The 16477-nt window shown below is 64.4% G+C and carries 16 protein-coding genes and 1 tRNA gene; 9 read left to right on the top strand and 8 right to left on the bottom strand.

Going from position 1 to position 16477, the window contains the following annotated elements:
• Window positions 1-187 precede the first annotated feature (187 nt).
• Window positions 188-3694: a PKD domain-containing protein gene (locus BLT27_RS09035; protein WP_175526421.1), complete on the bottom strand. Its 3507-nt coding sequence runs from the start codon at window positions 3692-3694 to the stop codon at window positions 188-190.
• Window positions 3695-3804: 110 nt separating this feature from the next.
• A complete protein-coding gene (locus BLT27_RS09030; RefSeq protein WP_089733058.1) occupies window positions 3805-4566 on the bottom strand; it encodes a CehA/McbA family metallohydrolase in 762 nt (253 codons plus the stop codon).
• Between the two features lie 180 nt (window positions 4567-4746).
• On the opposite strand from BLT27_RS09030, the gene BLT27_RS19725 reads away from it, so the two are divergent.
• The gene (locus tag BLT27_RS19725) at window positions 4747-4902 is read left to right on the top strand and encodes a hypothetical protein (RefSeq protein ID WP_175526420.1); all 156 of its coding nucleotides are present in this window, start codon (window positions 4747-4749) and stop codon (window positions 4900-4902) included.
• Between the two features lie 38 nt (window positions 4903-4940).
• Here BLT27_RS19725 and BLT27_RS09025 read toward each other — a convergent pair whose 3' ends face one another.
• Entirely contained in the window at window positions 4941-6002 is a 1062-nt protein-coding gene (locus tag BLT27_RS09025; protein ID WP_175526419.1) for a sensor histidine kinase, read from the bottom strand.
• A 313-nt stretch (window positions 6003-6315) separates the two neighbouring features.
• Window positions 6316-6387: transfer RNA gene (locus tag BLT27_RS09020), tRNA-Ala, on the bottom strand.
• A gap of 258 nt (window positions 6388-6645) precedes the next feature.
• Here BLT27_RS09020 and BLT27_RS09015 point away from each other — a divergent pair.
• Genes BLT27_RS09015 through BLT27_RS09000 form a run of 4 tightly spaced genes read left to right on the top strand, consistent with a single transcriptional unit; the run spans window position 6646 to window position 9161 of the window.
• Entirely contained in the window at window positions 6646-7110 is a 465-nt protein-coding gene (locus BLT27_RS09015; protein WP_089733054.1) for a 30S ribosomal protein S15, read from the top strand.
• Window positions 7111-7114: 4 nt separating this feature from the next.
• Window positions 7115-8278, top strand: coding sequence for a hypothetical protein (locus BLT27_RS09010; RefSeq protein WP_089733052.1), 1164 nt, complete (start codon window positions 7115-7117; stop codon window positions 8276-8278).
• The gene (locus tag BLT27_RS09005) at window positions 8275-8511 is read left to right on the top strand and encodes a KEOPS complex subunit Pcc1 (protein WP_089733050.1); all 237 of its coding nucleotides are present in this window, start codon (window positions 8275-8277) and stop codon (window positions 8509-8511) included. The genes BLT27_RS09010 and BLT27_RS09005 overlap by 4 nt, the downstream gene beginning before the upstream one ends.
• Entirely contained in the window at window positions 8508-9161 is a 654-nt protein-coding gene (locus BLT27_RS09000) for a 30S ribosomal protein S3ae (RefSeq protein WP_089733047.1), read from the top strand. The genes BLT27_RS09005 and BLT27_RS09000 overlap by 4 nt, the downstream gene beginning before the upstream one ends.
• Before the next feature lie 12 nt (window positions 9162-9173).
• On the opposite strand, the gene BLT27_RS08995 is transcribed toward BLT27_RS09000, so the two are convergent.
• The 3 genes from BLT27_RS08995 to BLT27_RS08985 form a co-directional block, all read right to left on the bottom strand.
• Complete coding sequence (locus BLT27_RS08995) at window positions 9174-9605, bottom strand: plastocyanin/azurin family copper-binding protein (protein WP_089733045.1); 432 nt, start codon at window positions 9603-9605, stop codon at window positions 9174-9176.
• Window positions 9606-9677: 72 nt separating this feature from the next.
• Window positions 9678-10712: a methylmalonyl Co-A mutase-associated GTPase MeaB gene (gene meaB, locus BLT27_RS08990; protein WP_089733043.1), complete on the bottom strand. Its 1035-nt coding sequence runs from the start codon at window positions 10710-10712 to the stop codon at window positions 9678-9680.
• Window positions 10709-11125 carry a cobalamin B12-binding domain-containing protein gene (locus BLT27_RS08985; RefSeq protein ID WP_089733041.1) on the bottom strand — a complete coding sequence of 139 codons (417 nt, stop codon included), beginning with the start codon at window positions 11123-11125 and terminating at the stop codon, window positions 10709-10711. The genes meaB and BLT27_RS08985 overlap by 4 nt, the downstream gene beginning before the upstream one ends.
• 159 nt (window positions 11126-11284) lie before the next feature.
• Here BLT27_RS08985 and BLT27_RS08980 point away from each other — a divergent pair, with 159 nt between their 5' ends.
• The 4 genes from BLT27_RS08980 to BLT27_RS08965 all read left to right on the top strand — a co-directional run bounded on the left by BLT27_RS08980 (window position 11285) and on the right by BLT27_RS08965 (window position 15058).
• Window positions 11285-11887: a DUF420 domain-containing protein gene (locus BLT27_RS08980; protein WP_089733040.1), complete on the top strand. Its 603-nt coding sequence runs from the start codon at window positions 11285-11287 to the stop codon at window positions 11885-11887.
• Between the two features lie 85 nt (window positions 11888-11972).
• Window positions 11973-12518 (top strand): TlpA family protein disulfide reductase, encoded by a 546-nt coding sequence (locus BLT27_RS08975; protein ID WP_089733038.1) that lies wholly within the window; start codon window positions 11973-11975, stop codon window positions 12516-12518.
• On the top strand, window positions 12512-13225 hold the full coding sequence (locus BLT27_RS08970; RefSeq protein WP_089733037.1) for a cytochrome c biogenesis CcdA family protein: 714 nt from the start codon (window positions 12512-12514) through the stop codon (window positions 13223-13225). The genes BLT27_RS08975 and BLT27_RS08970 overlap by 7 nt, the downstream gene beginning before the upstream one ends.
• 132 nt (window positions 13226-13357) lie before the next feature.
• Entirely contained in the window at window positions 13358-15058 is a 1701-nt protein-coding gene (locus BLT27_RS08965) for a methylmalonyl-CoA mutase family protein (protein ID WP_089733034.1), read from the top strand.
• Here the strand turns inward: BLT27_RS08965 and BLT27_RS08960 are convergent, their stop codons facing one another.
• The gene (locus BLT27_RS08960) at window positions 15059-16450 is read right to left on the bottom strand and encodes a UDP-N-acetyl glucosamine 2-epimerase (protein WP_089733032.1); all 1392 of its coding nucleotides are present in this window, start codon (window positions 16448-16450) and stop codon (window positions 15059-15061) included.
• Window positions 16451-16477 lie beyond the last annotated feature (27 nt).

The raw sequence follows: 16477 nt of genomic DNA, 5'->3' as shown, positions 1-16477 counted from the left end.
GTGAGCAGAGATATTTAATACCAGGCTACTTGGATTGAAACCAACTGTGTATGTAACTCCCTTATCTGATTCAAGTGTACGATCAGAAACAGGATTGGCAGTTGTAAATGAGCCATTATCGCTTCCTGAAGCTACGAATCCGGAATTGATTATTAGCGAAAGTACAGCGATTACGAGAAGTAGTCTCTTAATTCTCACAGAACTCACCTTCTGAGCAATCTGATTCCTGATTTTTTGCGGCCTCAACTAAGTAGTATATGTCAACATTACCTTCCCGTCTAATCTCTTCTCGGAACGTACCAACAGTCATGATTTCAGTCTCTCCTGAAACTGGATTAAATCTTCTTTCTTTTATTTCTCCAGTAACAAAAGCAACGGTCTCTACAACGTTGGACGAATCTTCATACTCCGAGACAACCTCGGTCGTCGAACCGTTTGACGCGACCACCCACGACTGCTGCTGATTCACCTCACCAATTCTGATTCCCTCCTGCTTAGCGAGCTTCCGGGCCTCCACTTGATCCTCGACGGTTCGAAGTTGCTCCCACCCTTCGGTGGTTTCAGACTGGCTCCGAACCGCAAAAAACGTCTCTCTAGTGACTTGTTCACGGGCTTGGATAGCAAATTGGTACTGCACTATCTGCCGTGACTCTTGTACGACGACCTGCCTCGTGCGGCCAGTGGTCGAGTCACCGGCGGAGTGGGCGTGCGTACTCCAGTACGTCGACTGCTCCCACGAGACTTCTTCTCGGGTCGTCGTGACATTACGATACTGGGTGATTGTTTCAGTAATCCTATCCCTGACGGTAGACTCGTAACACCCGACTATTCGATTGCACTGGGTGACCGTTCGTTCGACGGTCCTCTCTATCGTTCTTTGGTAAGGCTTACGGACCGTTTCGGTGACTGTTTGAGTCCGACGGACTTGTGTTGCATACTCTCGAAGGGTGCGTGTCTGGGCAGGAACTGTATGTTGTCTGATCTCACCGGTGAACGTACCACTACCGGACCGATGGTTTCGCCAAAGATAATCAGTCCGCGTCTGCATGGTAGTCTGAACTCGTGAGCCAGCAGCACGCGCGTCCTGATTATTGCGGATATAATTCGCCCGTTCCTCTGCAGACCCGAACGAAATGCGAGAAGCCTGTTCCTCTTGGCCTTCAATTCTATATTCGAGCACCACACCCGTTGTTTGTCTATTCTGCTCGATAATCTCATATCCATCTCTGAGATACACCTGCAACTCGTCCTGGTTCGAGACTACGGTTTGCCTAGTTCCATTCTCTCTAGTTACCACGTAGGCAATGCTATCGATACTGACGTTGTCTCGGAACTGTTCAGTCGCTGTTTGGTTGTTTACCTGAACTTTCGGGAGGGAAACGTTGTATTGAATCCGCTCAGGATGGTCTTCGTTGTATATTGCTACCGTTGGCTGTGGAGTATCTTTTGACAGAGCGGCCGCCTGTACTTCGATAACGGCACGCTGGAACTCCTGGCGTTGCTCCGAGCCACTTGCCCCAGTATCATAACCTTGCGATACTCGTTGGTCCTCTAATACACTGACATACCTCGAATCTGAACCGAAAGATAGTCCAACATCATAGCTATTCAATGTCTTCGCGAAGGCCCAATCATCCGTTTGGACCTCGAATCTGACGGTATCCGTGGCGTTGAATGGGCCCTCATCCAGTTGTTTGACTGATTCGATCTGCGGTGCGAAGTATTCTAGGAAGCAACACTTGCGAGCACTAAAACCACCGTTCTGGTCGTCCACCTCCAAATCACCCAACTCTATTGACCTAAACTGCCCAACTTTGGAAGAATCCCCGACTGTTTCTACCCCGCCAGTCCAATCATAATCTAGAACTGTGTGGTCAGGATCGAATGATTGTGATGCATCAACAACAAAGCCCCAGTTATTGGTTCGTGGTTCTGTCCCAGCTGTCCGGGTTGTCAGAACTAATACAGGGTCACTCGGTTCTACTGTAAAGTGTGAATCTCCCTCTATTAGACCTGTTGAGCCTGGCAATACGTCATAGGATACACGATAATCATTTGGACTACTTGCAGCCCAGTATGAGTGAATAGAGAGGTGACTACGACCATCTCGCTGGCTAATTTGTCTTGTTTGAACTTCTGGGGAAAGTCTCTCAATTCCCGGACTTACGTTATAATCTGCCTGAATCGAGCCGGGGTTATTACCATTCAACCGCACCTCGATAACGTGATGTGCCGTGTACCGCTCGGGGTCGAGCTGTTCGTGGTACGAGTCGACGGGAGTGTTCACGAAGCCCGCTCTCACGACCTCGATTTCGCCGGACGATACGGCCTCGCGCCGTAGCGTCGCGGTCTGTCCACGGCCGTCGGTCGCCCGAACGACGACCTCGTGTGTCGAGTTCGGCTCGATGTCGGTACGCTCGAACGCCGACTCGACGCGGGAACCGAGCGTCGGCCGGCTCCCAGCACGGCTGGCGTGGCGCTCGTAGACGGTCTGGCCGTCGACCTCGACGACGACGTCGACGAGGTTGCCGTAGTCGTCGCCGGCGGTGAACGTTCCGCTGATGCTGCCGGCGGCAGTGAGGTCGGAGAGCGCGAGCGAAGGCTGTGGGTCGGCGACGACGCGGGTTCGGTCGTTCGGGAAGGTCACGACATCACTCGAACCGTCGGCGTAGTCGACGATGGCGAACAGCCGGTGGTCACCGGGCGACCAGTCGAGGTTGGTCGAGTCGCCACTGTCGAACCGTCCGGCGCCGCGGAACCAGACGACGCGCTGGAGCGCAGTCGCCGGTGGGGCGTCTCCGATCCGGTACGATGCGTGGAGCGGTTGGGACCCGGTCACCACCTGTGGACCACGGACCGCAGGTTCGTACTGGTCGGCGAGGGTGGTGACGTTTCCAGTGCCGTTTCCGGGGCCGCCAGGGGTCCCGGGTCCGCCGGGGTTACTCGGACCACCGGGGTTACTCGGCCCGCCGGGGTTTCCGGGGGCGGGGAGCACTGGCAGGCTGCCGTTCGGCGTGGTTCCGTTCGGCGGAGTCCCGTTCCCTGGCGGTGAGACGCCGGTGACCGAGACTGGTCGCGTGTCCGAGCCGCTTCGATTGGAGGCGTCGAACACATGTGCCGAGACGGTGTAGGCACCGGGACTGGGGAAGGTCCCTTCCAGGGTCGCGTTCTCGGCTGTGCCGTCGAGGTCACTGGTCGCGACGACGGTGCCGTCGACGCGCCACTCGATGCGGTCGAGCTCGGTACTCCCGGCCCGGGCGTCGGCGACGAATTCGGCCCCAGCGCCGGTCGTGGTGGTCGTCGGTCCGGAGAGCGACACCGCCGGGCCGGTACCGGTCGTCACCTCGACGAACATCGAGTCCGAGGTACTGGCGCCGTCGTCGTCGGTGACGGTCAGCCGGACCTCGTACGTACCGGTTTCGTTCGGTTCGAAGGTGGTGCGTGGGCACGTCGCGCAGTCGGGCACCAACTGTGAGCCGTCCGGGGTGGTGATCGTCCACTCGTAGTCGGTGACGGTCCCGTCGGGGTCGCGTGACCCGCGTCCGTCGAGGAGCACGGTTCGACCGAGGGGGACGCGCTGGTCCAGTCCGGCCTCCGCAAGCGGCGCTTCGTTCGGCGTCGAGAGGGAGGGTGTCGGCCCGTCGTTCGCGGCGACGACCGCACCGGGCAGGACGGCCTGTGTCAGGAGCAGCACGGCGACAGCATAAATTTTCATACTAGCTATCTAAAATTTATCCCTATTTAGTTATAAATCTTGGCGGTGGCTGCCGGGGTTCGCCAGTGGCAACGGAACTCCGGTCGCGCTCAGTTTTCGGCCATGAACTCGGCGACTGCGCGGGGTCGCGGTCGAACGTACGGGAGACGGGACGTGATTAAGTAGGCCGCTTTCCGGCTCGCTCCGACGCCGTACTGGATGGTGCTCCGGTGGACCGGCGTCCGCATGCCGTGGACGCGTGTTCGGCCCGCACGAAGGGCGTCGACGACCTGTTCGGTGGCGACGTCACTGACCCGGCCGGCGTGGTCCTCGAGGTCCACGACAGTCACCGCTCGGCCGACGTTCATGAGGTGGTGGGCGTCGCTCCCGCCGACCTCCGCGTAGCCGCGTGCCCTGGCGAACCGTCGCGCGCGACGGTTCTGGTACCCCGTGAACAGCATCGAGTTGTACGTCTCGATTGCGTCGCAGTCCGTGACGTTGCGCTTCCGGACGCCGTGGCGCGTCCGCTGGAACGGGTGTGGAACGACGGCCGCGCCACCGAGCTCGCGGATGCGGTGGACGGTTTCGCCGAAGGGCTTCCCGGCTGGCGGGCGTTCATCGACGCCGATGGCGAGGACGTGACCGTGTTCGGTGGACACCTCGACCCCCGGGATGCCGACGAGGCCGAACTCCGGCGCCAGTTCCGCGGCTTGGCGTGACGCCCCGATGCGGTCGTGGTCCGTGATGACGACACCGTCGAGTCCGATGTCGGCCGCGTGCTCGAGAACGAGTTCGACGGGTTCGTGACCGTCGTAGGACGCCTCGCTGTGGACGTGGAGGTCCAGCGCGATCCGGTCAGTGGTCCCGCCCATACTTCGAAAGGCGTGTCCGGGCGGAGTATACTTTTCGCCTACCTGTCGAATGTCCCGTGATATTGGTAAACATACTCGCCGACCCGGCGGCGCGCTCCGGTCGTCGTTCGACCACGGCACGCGACGAAACCTGCAGTTGGTCGTCGAGACCGAAAGCGCATCAAGCACCCGTTCTAAGCCATGAGCAAAGTCGACATCACACTTCGGAGTGAGAAAGCCGACCGCTGGAACGAAGCGACGGACGAACTGGATGACCGGCTCGGGTATCGTCCTTCCCAGCCAGAGGCCCTCGGAATCATTCTGGCGTCGTGGGATGACGAGCACGGTGGTCTCTGAACGGCTGAGGGTGTCAGAACCTGTTTCGTAGCGAACGGCTATCCCGTGATCGGGACTCCGTCTTCGAGCCGGCTAATCGGCTTCTGATCGGTCTTCTCTCCGAGTTTGAACGACAGGGTCACCGTCGTCCCATCGTCGGTGTCGAACTCGATATCGCCGTTCGACTTCTCGACGACCCAGTTCGAGAACCAGAGACCGAGGCCGCTGGCGTGGGTGAGCTGTGTTTCCTCGCCGGACTCGATGATTTCGAGCTCGTGTTCCGGGATGCCTGGACCGTCATCCGCAATCTCGACCACGCCACGGTCAGCAGTCCGGAAGAGACTGATTTCTACGTCCCCGCTGCCGTGCTTACAGGCGTTCTCGATGAGTTCGGCGAGTGCGTCGCTCACTCCGTCAATTGCAGTGACGCTGAGTTCCGATTCGGCAATGTCTATGGTGAAACGGTCGCAGGAGGTTGTTGCCCTGACTTCAGCGATAGCTTCCTGAAGATCGTTGGTCAGGTCTCTCTCGCCGGTCTCACCTGCTTCGATATTTTCCTGCGCGTTTCTCGCGAGTTCGGCGGTGGTTTCGAGGCGATTGAGCGCCTTGATTGCGGTCCGGAGTTCATCGGTCCCCGATTCTGGGAGTTCCTCGGAGAGCAGCTCTAAGTTGCCTTGTGCGATGTTGAGTTCGTTTCGAATGTTGTGGCGAAGTACCCGGTTCAGGACTTCTAACCGTTGCCGGTGGGATTGCTCTTCCTTGCGATGAATCTTTCCTCGACCGTACAGGTGACCGACTACCAGTCCGAACAGCCCGCCGCCTGTTGTGGATGTGAGGATGATGATTCTCGGTGTGGCAAGCTGGACACCCTGAGTTTCCTGTCCCCAGATGATGAGAACGCTACTGAGGAGGAAGATGGACCCGAACAGGAGCGCACCGAGTACGGCTGTTTTGAAGAGTTCCGACGCATGTGGGTCCCGAACGTATCTGAAGACGTAAAGCAAGGCAAGGAGGAGAATTCCAATCGGGTGGAGCACCCCGCTGAGTCCTGGAATCGTGGTTAAATCGGGAGTAGAGTTGACGACGAAGAAGACGGTTGCCATCGAACCGGTGAAGAACATTGAAACGATGGCGAGACCTCGTCGTAAACTGGGACTGGGCATAGAGTAATCCTCTCCTAACCTTCCGGCAGGAGGGTCAATAGTGTTCCCCCGGTCGTTTCCGGACTGATTAGAAGAACCCAACCGAGTCTCACAGCAGACGGGTCGAGCGGCAGTTCCCCGAAGCCGTCGCGGGAGCGCGTGGATGCGCGCCTGGATGTGAGTTTCCCCGAGCTCCCTGAAACGGCGGTGAAAACGGGAATTCGTACGATTTCGACAGGTAGAGTGGCGCTACCGCTGTCGGATTTTACCAACCATGCCGGTAAAATTTGGATGGACTCGCCGGGATTTGAACCCGGGGCCTCTCCCATGCCAAGGGAGTGATCTACCACTGATCTACGAGCCCTCGAACGCAGTAAAACCTACATCGCGAGGTATTGATAAACCCCTCGAATCTCCGTCGGGGAGTGGGGGTCACACGCGGGACGAGTAGCAATCCTTTTACTCGCGACGCCGAAACGGACTCTCGGGAACAGCACGGCCGCAAATCTGACTCGCCATCGACTTCGATGGCTTGGGATTGCGGAGGTGCTCCCGGGCGCCAGTGCCGACAGACTGGCGGCTGGATTCGTCTCGCGCGGTCTGTTGTTCCTATCCTCAGACTATGGCACGAATGCATACCCGCCGTCGTGGGCAGTCCGGTTCGGACAAACCCGTGACGGACGAGCCGCCGGAGTGGAGCGACGTCGACGCCGAGGATATCGAATCCCGCGTCGTCGAACTGGCAGAACAGGGCTACGAGCCGTCCCAGATCGGTATGAAGCTGCGTGACGAGGGCGTCACCGGCACACCGATCCCGGACGTGAAGCTGGCCACGGGCAAGAAGGTCACCGAGATCCTCGACGAGCACGACGCTGGCTCGGAGCTGCCCGAGGACCTGTACAACCTGATGGAGCGAGCCGTGCGCCTCCGCGAGCACATGGAGGAGCATCCGCTCGACCACCAGAACAAGCGCGCCCTGCAGAACACCGAGTCGAAGGTCCGTCGCCTGGTTTCGTACTACCGTGGCGACGAGCTCGACGAGGACTTCAAGTACTCCTACGACGTGGCCGTCGAACTCCTCGAGTAACTGAATGTCGCACACGGGTCGCACAGCGGACGGGGACGCAGGGTCGGCGAGCGACGTCGCCGCCGCCCTCGCAGGTGCCCCGTTCGTCCACGTCGTGGCACGCGCCGACGGCGACAGCCTCGCAGCGGCGGGGCTGGTCGCACGGGCGCTGGCCGACGACGGAACGCCGTTCCAGGTGAGCGTGGGGCGGACCGTCGCCGAGCGCACCGAGCGCGCGGGGACGGGCGACGACCGCGACGGGCGCACGCTCGTCGTCGGCGAGTCCGATGCCGACGCCGTCCACCTCGACCCGGCCGACGAGCCGGCGAGCGTGGCGGCCTGGCGACTGGCGAACGACCTCGGCGGCGCACCAGACGCAGTGCTGGCGCTGGCAGGCGCTGTCGCGGCCGGTGCGACGCCGGGCGCGGGCGCGACGGAACGGTTGGTCGATGCCGCGGAGACGACGGGCCGCGTGGTCCGCCGTCCCGGTGTCGCCCTGCCGACCGACGACCCGGCGGACGTGGCCCACTCGACGTGGCTGCACGGGCCGTTCTCGGCGGGCGTCGACGCGGCGTCGGCGCTGACCGGGGCGGCCGACGACCTCGTCGACGCCGACGAGTCGGCCCACCGCCGGTTCGCGTCGCTGGCCGCGGTCGAGACCGTCACGGACGACGACGCGACCGACCGCGCCGGCACCGCCGTCGAGCGCGGGCTCAGGCCGTACGCGACGCCCGATTCGGCGACCGCGTCGGTCGCCGGGCTCGCCGACCTGCTCTCGTGTACGGCCGTGACCGCACCCGGGACCGGCGTCGCGCTGGCGCTCGGGCACGACGTGGCCGATGCGGCCGTCGAAGCGTGGCGGGAGACCGCCGCACACGCCCACCAGGCGCTGGCGACGGCGACGACGGGGCGGTACGACGGACTGTTCGTCGCGCGCGTCGACGACGACGCGCCCGCCCCGGTGGTGGCGCGACTGCTCCGGGACTTCCGGTCGCCGGAGCCGGTCGCGCTGGCGCTCGCCGACGACGCCGCGGCCGCAGCGGCGGTCGAGAACCGGGACATCGCCGGTGCGATGGGCCGGACGGTCACGCGCACCGGGGGCAGCTACGACGGCACCGCCACGACGGGCTACGCGACCTACGAGTGCGAGACGAAGGAGTTCATCCACGCGTTCAGGGAGGTACTATGAGACGAGCGACGGTCCGGACGGAGCACGCAGACCCGCAGCTGATCGCGGCAGCGCTTTGCCCGGACAACACCGACGAGATGCGGACGACGGTCGAGGGAGACGCGGTGGTCACGCACATCGAGCGCGAGACGACCGGCGGCCTCCAGTCGACCGTCGACGACTACGTCGTGAACGTCGACGTCGCGGACAGAGTGGTACAGCACGCAGACCGACACAGCAAATCCAAATCATGAGCGAACGATCCGTTTCCCGCAAGAAACAAGAGAAGCGGTGGTACACCGTGCACGCCCCGGAGCAGTTCGACCGGGCCGAACTCGGTGACACACCCGCAGACGAACCGGAGAAGGTGCTCGACCGCACCATCGAGACCACGCTGGGCGACCTGACCGACAACGCCAGCGAGAACAACACCAAGCTGAAGTTCAAGATCACGGACGTCGGCTCCGACGCCGCGTACACCGAGTTCGTGAAGCACGAGCTCACCCGTGACTACCTGCGCAGCCTGGTCCGCCGCGGCGCGTCGAAGATCGACGCCTACGTGACCGTGCTGACGACGGACGACTACCGCGTCCAGATCCAGCCCGTCGCGTTCACGACCAAGAAGGCGGACCACAGCCAGGAGCGCGCCATCCGCGAGACGATGGTCGACATCGTCGAGGAGGCCGCCGCAGAGCGCACCTTCGAGGAGCTCATCGACTCCGTCGTCGAAGGGCGTCTCTCCTCCGCCATCTACGGCGAGGCGAAGACCATCTACCCGCTACGCCGCGTCGAGATCAAGAAGGCGACCCTCGAGGCCCGTCCCGAGGAAGTCGCCGCAGAGGAAGAGGCCGCGGTCGACGTCGACGACGAGGACGTCGACGTCGAGGCCGACGACGAAGCGTAATCGGTCGACGGACTACTCCGTCACGACGATTTTTCCGGTCATGCCGCCGCGCTCGTGAGGGATACAGACGTAGTTGTGCTCGCCGGCCACCTCGAAGGTGTGTTCGTAGGTCTCGCCGACGGGAATCGCGCCGCCCCGGCTGTCGAACCAGGCGTCGCGAGCGGCGTCCTCGCCGTCGAACTCGCCCGAGGCGAAGTAGGCGGCGTCCTCGGGGATGGCCGCCTCGTAGGCGGTGACGGTGTGGGCCTTGCTGGAGGTGTTCTTCCAGACGACGGTGTCGCCGACGGTGACCTCGAACTCGGCCGGGCGGAAGGCGTTCGCCGACATACCGATGTCGCAGGCCTCGCCGCAGTTGGTTCGGGAATTCGAGGAGAGCGCGAGGCAGCCCGAGAGCCCGACTGCGGTGGCGGTGCCGACCGACGCGAGGAGTGTCCGACGGTCCATAGCCGCGGCTAGGGAAGAGCCGGACATAGGCGTCACGGTTCCTCCAGCGAGGTGAGAACTGGCGGAGACGGGCTACTGGTCCTCGACGCAGTCGCGGATGGGTGCCATCACGTCGTCGGCGATGGTGTACGGGTCGGTGTCGCCTGACATCACGCCGTCGACGAACGCGCCGACTCCACCGCTGTCTTCGAGCTCGTCCGCGACCAGTCCCGCCGCGTCGTCGCGCAGGAGGGTCCGAATCTCCTCGGCGACGCGCTGGCGGCGGCGGCGGGTGAGTTCGCCGGACGACTCGAGGAACGCACGGTGCTCGGCGAACGTCTCGACGAGGTCGACGACACCCTCGCCGTCGGTGGCGACGGTCTCCACGATGGGTGGCTTCCACGGGTCGGTGTCCGCCGGCATCTCGAGGTCCATCTCGACCTCGTCGAAGCCGTGGTGCCCGGCGTCGACCGTCGTCGAGCCCTGGCCGAGGTGGACCATCTCGGTGAGCTCCTGGACCGTCCTGTCCGCGCCGTCCATGTCCGCCTTGTTGACGACGAAGATGTCGGCTATCTCGAGGATGCCGGCCTTGAGCATCTGGACGTTGTCGCCCGCGCCGGGCGGGACGAGGACGGTGACGGTGTCTGCCGCACCGACGATGTCGATCTCGTTCTGGCCCGCGCCGACGGTCTCGATGATGACCTTGTCCTTGCCGAAGGCGTCCATCGCTTTGACGGCGTCCGCGGTCGCGGTCGACAGCCCGCCGAGGTTGCCGCGGGCGGACATCGACCGGAAGAACACGTCCATGTCGCCGACGTTCGAGGCCATGCGGATGCGGTCGCCGAGCACCGCGCCCCCGGTGTACGGCGACGAGGGGTCGATGGCGACGACGCCGACGGTCTCGCCCTGCTCGCGGTAGTGCTCGGCCAGCTTGTCGACCAGCGTCGACTTGCCCGCGCCGGGGCTCCCCGTGATGCCGATGACCTCGGCGTTGCCGGTGTGCTCGTAGAGCCCGGAGACGAGCTCGCGGTAGCCGGGGTCGCGGTTCTCTATCTTCGTGATGACCCGGGCCAGCGCGCGGTGTTTCCCCGCGAGCAGGTCGTCCAGCAGTGCCGCCGACTCGCTCATCGTTCCGGCGCGTTCTGGCGGACGTACTCGACCGTCTCCTCCATCGGCGTGCCGGGACCGAACACCTCGGCGACGCCCAGCGCCTTCAGCTCGGCCTTGTCGTCGTCGGGGATGACCCCGCCGACGAGGATGAGCGTGTCCTCGAACGCGTCGTACTCTTTCAGGCCCTCGATGATCTTCGGGACGAGCGTGTTGTGGGCACCCGAGAGGATGGAGATGCCCAGGACGTTCACGTCCTCCTGGACCGCCGCCTGGACGATCTCGTCGGGGGCCTTGTGCAGTCCGGAGTAGATGACCTCGAAGCCGGCGTCGCGGAACGCCCGTGCGATGACGTGTGCGCCGCGGTCGTGGCCGTCCAGCCCGACCTTGGCCACGAGACACCGAATCGACCGCTGCGACTGGTCGGTACTCATACGTCCACCTTCCGGTCGCCCGCGTTTTACTTTAACGGAACCGACGACGCCTCCGCCGCCCGTTTTTCAACTATAGCTGTAGTAAATCAACGAGAGTGGCGGTTCGGTCGGCCCGCCGGAAGCGCAAGGACGATGACACCCGACTCCTAACCCCCGACAATGGCCACCTCAGACGTACGCGGGACGGTCCGGGAGAACGTACTGACCACGACGGTCGTCCTCTCCGCCCTCGGCTACGCGCTCGTCCTCGGCACGTTCGCCGGGCTCTTCCCCATCTACCCCGAGCTCGGCAGGGAGACGACGGACCTGCTCTCGCACGCTATCGCGGTCGTCAACACCATCGCGACGATATCGCTCGCGCTCGGCTGGTACTGGATCCGCAACGGGGAGGTCGACAAGCACCGGGCCGCGATGACGACCTCGTTCAGCCTCATCCTCGTGTTCCTGGTGCTCTACCTCACGAAGGTCGGCGGCGGCGGCGAGAAGGCGATGGTCGGAGCGCCCGACCTCGTCTACGGCGCGTACCTCGTCATGCTCGCCATCCACATCGTGCTCTCCGTGGTGTCCGTGCCGGTGGTGCTGTACGCGCTGGTGCTCGGGCTGACGCACTCGCCCGCGGAGCTCCGGAACACGGCCCACAAGCGCATCGGGCGCATCGCCGCGGGTTCGTGGATCCTCTCGCTGACACTCGGCGTCGTCACCTACGTCATGCTGAACCACGTCTACAGCGCGGAGATGCGGCTCGTGAGCCTCCTCGTCTGAACGACTCGCCCTCTCCCCTGCCGGTCGTGCGTGACTCGCACACGAGAGACGCGTCGTTATGTCACATCCATCGCCAGTACCCGACATGAGCGACTTCTCCCGTCGGGACGCCCTCCGCCTCGCCGGCCTCGGTGCGACAGCCAGCCTGGCGGGCTGTACGAGCAGCCTCGGCCTCGGTGGGGGCGGAGACTGTACGACAGAGGACGGCGCGTGGCGCTCGACCGAACTGACGGACGTACTCACCGACGAGACGTTCACCATCGACGCCTTCGAGAAGCCGGTCCTCGTCGAGACGTTCGCCGTCTGGTGTTCGAACTGCAAGCGCCAGCAGGACGAACTCATCGCGTTCCACGAGGCGGTCGGTGACGATGTCGTCAGCGTCGCCCTCGACACCGACCCGAACGAGGACGCCGAGGCGGTCCGACGGCACGCCCGGGAGCACGGCTACGACTGGCGCTACGCGGTCTCCCCGTCGGACGTGACCGACTCGCTGGTGAGCCAGTTCGGCGTGTCGATGACGAACCCGCCACAGGTACCGATGCTGCTGCGCTGTGCCGACGGCTGCACCCGCCGGCTGAAGGACGGTCACAAGTCCGCCTCGTTCCTCCGCGAACAGGTCGATGGATGCTAGAGCGGTTCGTCGAGGTGTTCCTCATCGGGGTCGCGACGCCGCTCACCGCGGCCTGTGCGCTGCCCCTGTACCCCGGGTTTCTCGCGTACCTCTCCGCGCAGGCGGAGGACGGACCCGTCCCGAGCGCGGGCCTCGCCGGGCTGGTCGTCCTCGGCGTCGTCGCGTTCATGGCCAGCGTCGGCGTCGTGTTCTCCTTCCTGCTGGAGGTGTCGCTCACGCTCGTCGTCGAGGTCGTCTCGCCCGTCGCCTTCGGTGTGCTCGCCGCCGTCAGCCTCGGGCTGCTGGCCGACCGCGACGTCGTGAGCTGGCTGCCAACGACGGAGCCACCGCAGTCCCGCCATCCCGTCGTCACCGCGTTCGCGTACGGGTTCTTCTTCGGGGCCATCGTGCTGCCCTGCAACCCGGGGCTGCTCGCGCTCTTCTTCGCTCGCGCCTCGGGGCTGTTCGCGACCCCGCTCGCGGGCTTCGTGGGCTTCCTCTCCTTCGGCTTCGGCATGGGCCTGCCCCTGCTCGTCTTCGGTATCGTCTCACAGTCCAGCGGCGAACGGGCGACCCGGTGGCTCGCACAGCGAAGCAGCGCCATCAACCGGCTCACCGGGGCGGTCATGCTCCCCGTCGCGCTCTACTACCTGCTCGTCGTGTTCGACGTGGCCGGCATCGCACCGCTCGTCGAACCGTACTTCGAGACCGTCTTCGGCGGGTTCTGACGCGCGAGTCGGACCGAGCTGTCGGCGGCAGGTGGTGCCCGATTGGCGAGGCCGACCGCGGGCAGCAGGGCCACTGGCCGCCCGGTGACCGGTACCGAACCATTATTGCCCGGTCCGGCAATACTTACGCGCATGTACGACGACGACGACCTCGCCGAGATTCGCGAGGGGCGCGAGGAGTGGGAGTCCGAGACGCTGGAGCCGGTACTGGACCGCTTCGGGGAGCGCAAGGACCGGTTCGCTACGGTGTCGAACATGGACGTGGACCGGCTGTACACGCCCGAGGACGTCGCCGACCTGGACTACGACGAGGACCTCGGCTTCCCGGGCGAGGAGCCGTACACGCGCGGGCCCTACCCGACCATGTACCGCGGTCGGACGTGGACGATGCGCCAGTTCGCCGGCTTCGGCACCGCCGAGGAGACCAACGAGCGGTTCCACTACCTCATCGACGAGGGCCAGACCGGGCTCTCGACCGCGTTCGACATGCCGAGCCTGATGGGCAAGGACTCGGACGACCCGCTGTCGGACGGCGAGGTCGGCAAGGAGGGCGTCGCGGTCGACACGCTGCGGGACATGGAGATCCTGTTCGACGGCATCGACCTGAGCGAGATCTCGACCTCCTTCACCATCAACCCGTCCGCGCCGGTCATCTTCGCCATGTACGTCGCCCTGGCCGACCAGCGTGGCGTCCCGCGCGACGAGATCAGTGGGACCATGCAGAACGACATGCTGAAGGAGTTCATCGCACAGAAGGAGTGGGTCATCCCACCGGAGCCGAGCCTCGACCTGGTCACCGACACCGTCGAGTTCGCCACCGAGGAGACTCCCCGCATCCACCCTATCTCCATCTCGGGGTACCACATCCGCGAGGCCGGCTCGACGGCGGTACAGGAGCTGGCCTTCACCCTCGCCGACGGCTTCGCGTACGTCGAGGACGCAATGGACCGCGGACTCGACATCGACGAGTTCGCCCCGCGGCTCTCCTTCTTCTTCAACTCCCACAACTCCATCTTCGAGGAGATCGCGAAGTTCCGCGCCGCACGGCGCATCTACGCCCGGGTGATGGACGAGTGGTACGACGCCGAGAAGCCCGAATCCAAGCGCCTGAAGTTCCACACGCAGACCGCCGGCCAGAGCCTCACCGCACAGCAGCCCCTGAACAACGTCGTTCGCGTCACCATCCAGGCGCTCGCGGGCGTCATGGGCGGCACCCAGTCGCTGCACACGAACAGCTTCGACGAGGCGCTCGCGCTGCCCTCCGAGCGTGCGGTCCGGGTCGCGCTGCGCACCCAGCAGATCATCGCCGAGGAGTCGGGGGCGGCAGACATCGTCGACCCGATGGGCGGGAGCTACGCCATCGAGGCGCTGACCGACCAGGTCGAACAGCAGGCGATGGCGTACATCGACGAGATAAGGGAGATGGGCGAGGGGTCCGTGCGCGACGGCGTGCTCGAGGGCATCGACCAGGGCTTCTTCCTCCGCGAGATCCAGGAGGCATCCTACGAGTACCAGGAGCGCGTCGAAGCAGACGAGGAGATCGTCGTCGGCGTGAACAAGTACACCATCGAGGAGGACACCGAGCCCGAGATACTGAAGGTCGACGAGGAGACCCAGGAGCGCCAGCTCGACCGGCTCGAGCAGGTGAAGTCAGAGCGTGACGACGAGGCCGTCGCGGCCGCACTCGAGGACCTCGAAGCCGCCATCGACGCCGGGGAGAACGTGATGCCGTCCATCGTCGAGGCGGTCAAGGAGTACGCGACGATGGGCGAGATCATGAAGGTGTTCGAGGCGGAGTACGGCGCGTACTCCGAGCAGATCGGGCTGGCCTGATTACAGGTAGTCCATCCCGGTCGTCTCGCCGAGATCGAAGCCGGCGCGCTCGTGGGACCACTCCACGGGCTCGTCGCGGTGCTCGTCCATGAACGAGACGAGCTCCCGCCCGACGTTCTCACCGTAGAGGGCCGGTCCGTCCCGCATCGTCGCCAGCAGCGCGTCGTCCTCGCAGACCCGGCGGACCGCCGTCGCCACGAACTCGCCGGAGATGGGCGGCACGAGCAGGTTCGTGTTCGCCTCGAACACCGTCTCCGGGCGGTCGGTGTTGAACCGCGCAGTGAGGCACGCCGCCTCGTCGATGTGGTTCAGCTCCTCCTGCATGCTGCCGGAGTCCGTGAACTCCGCCATGCACTGTCCCGATTCGAGGAACTCGTAGACGTGGGCGTGCTTCTTCCAGAGTCCGGTGAAGAGGAAGTTCGCCCGCGTCTCGTCGAGTTCGAGCAGCCTCTCGCGCAGCCCCGTCGCCTCGAGGGCGTTCCGGGTCGCCGTGAGCTCGACGAAGTTGACGTTGTAGCCGTCCTCGACGAGGGAGATCACGCCCTCGACGATGGCGCGGAACCGGCCGGGGAGCAGGTTCGCGCGTCGGTGGATGTCGACGCGGAGCCAGTCGTCGCGTTCCTCGAGCACGGGGTAGACGTCGAAGACGCTCTCGTCCAGGTCGGCCTCGCGCTTGGCCGCGATGGCGTCGACGACGCTGTTGCCGACGACGGGCACTCGCTCCTCCGGGTAGCCCTCGCGGCGGAGGTGCTCGCGGTTCAGCTCGACGGGGGCGAAGTGGTACAGCGACGCCGCAGAACCGACGAACGTGTCGTACTGCTCGGGGAACGGCTCGGAGCGGTCGACGTGCCAGTCGCCGTCCCACTGGGTGTCGATGAAGTCGTCGACCGCATCGTCGTCCCCAACTGCCAGCGCCTCGCGGTCGACCGAATCGTAGTCGGGGGCCATCCCGCGCAGGCCGGCCTCGTTGTGCGCGACCTTGTTCCCGGTGGCGAACGCCCAGGCTTGCGGAACGGTCGCGGCGGCGTGCGTGTCGCCGTGGACGAGCGGGACGACCGTCGTCTCCGGGTGGTGTTCGTCGAGGTAGTCGGTGAACCGGTCGACCCGTTCCGTCACCTCGGCGGTCTTCTGGGAGAGTCCGCCGCGGACGCCGAGGTCGACGCCGATGTGGTCCTCGACGCCGTACTCCGCCAGCCCGTGGCCGAGCAGGTCGTCGTAGTGCTGGCCGGTGTGGAGGATGAAGCAGGGGACGCCCAGCTCGTCGGCAGCGGTGACGACGGGGGCCTGCTTGTAGAAGTCGGGCTTGGTCGCCGTCACGACGGCGATGGCGAACTCGGCGTCGGCGAGGCGGGCGTCGAGGCGGTCATCGTGGACCGTGTACGCTGAACTCATCGGGTGCAGGTCGCCGACGGAGGACCG

It is taken from the genome of Haloarchaeobius iranensis (genome assembly GCF_900103505.1).
Classification (GTDB): domain Archaea; phylum Halobacteriota; class Halobacteria; order Halobacteriales; family Natrialbaceae; genus Haloarchaeobius; species Haloarchaeobius iranensis.
This window is presented reverse-complemented; position numbering and strand designations above follow the sequence as displayed.

Bases quoted from the DNA above. Each gene is read 5' to 3' on its own strand.
- BLT27_RS08960 (WP_089733032.1), bottom strand. From the start codon at position 16,450: ATGAGTTCAGCGTACACGGTCCACGATGACCGCCTCGACGCCCGCCTC.
- BLT27_RS08970 (WP_089733037.1), top strand. From the start codon at position 12,512: ATGCTAGAGCGGTTCGTCGAGGTGTTCCTCATCGGGGTCGCGACGCCG.
- BLT27_RS08995 (WP_089733045.1), bottom strand. From the start codon at position 9,605: ATGGACCGTCGGACACTCCTCGCGTCGGTCGGCACCGCCACCGCAGTC.
- BLT27_RS08980 (WP_089733040.1), top strand. From the start codon at position 11,285: ATGGCCACCTCAGACGTACGCGGGACGGTCCGGGAGAACGTACTGACC.
- BLT27_RS08975 (WP_089733038.1), top strand. From the start codon at position 11,973: ATGAGCGACTTCTCCCGTCGGGACGCCCTCCGCCTCGCCGGCCTCGGT.
- BLT27_RS09005 (WP_089733050.1), top strand. From the start codon at position 8,275: ATGAGACGAGCGACGGTCCGGACGGAGCACGCAGACCCGCAGCTGATC.
- BLT27_RS09025 (WP_175526419.1), bottom strand. From the start codon at position 6,002: ATGTTCTTCACCGGTTCGATGGCAACCGTCTTCTTCGTCGTCAACTCT.
- BLT27_RS08965 (WP_089733034.1), top strand. From the start codon at position 13,358: ATGTACGACGACGACGACCTCGCCGAGATTCGCGAGGGGCGCGAGGAG.
- BLT27_RS09030 (WP_089733058.1), bottom strand. From the start codon at position 4,566: ATGGGCGGGACCACTGACCGGATCGCGCTGGACCTCCACGTCCACAGC.
- BLT27_RS09015 (WP_089733054.1), top strand. From the start codon at position 6,646: ATGGCACGAATGCATACCCGCCGTCGTGGGCAGTCCGGTTCGGACAAA.
- meaB (WP_089733043.1), bottom strand. From the start codon at position 10,712: ATGAGCGAGTCGGCGGCACTGCTGGACGACCTGCTCGCGGGGAAACAC.
- BLT27_RS09010 (WP_089733052.1), top strand. From the start codon at position 7,115: ATGTCGCACACGGGTCGCACAGCGGACGGGGACGCAGGGTCGGCGAGC.
- BLT27_RS19725 (WP_175526420.1), top strand. From the start codon at position 4,747: ATGAGCAAAGTCGACATCACACTTCGGAGTGAGAAAGCCGACCGCTGG.
- BLT27_RS08985 (WP_089733041.1), bottom strand. From the start codon at position 11,125: ATGAGTACCGACCAGTCGCAGCGGTCGATTCGGTGTCTCGTGGCCAAG.
- BLT27_RS09000 (WP_089733047.1), top strand. From the start codon at position 8,508: ATGAGCGAACGATCCGTTTCCCGCAAGAAACAAGAGAAGCGGTGGTAC.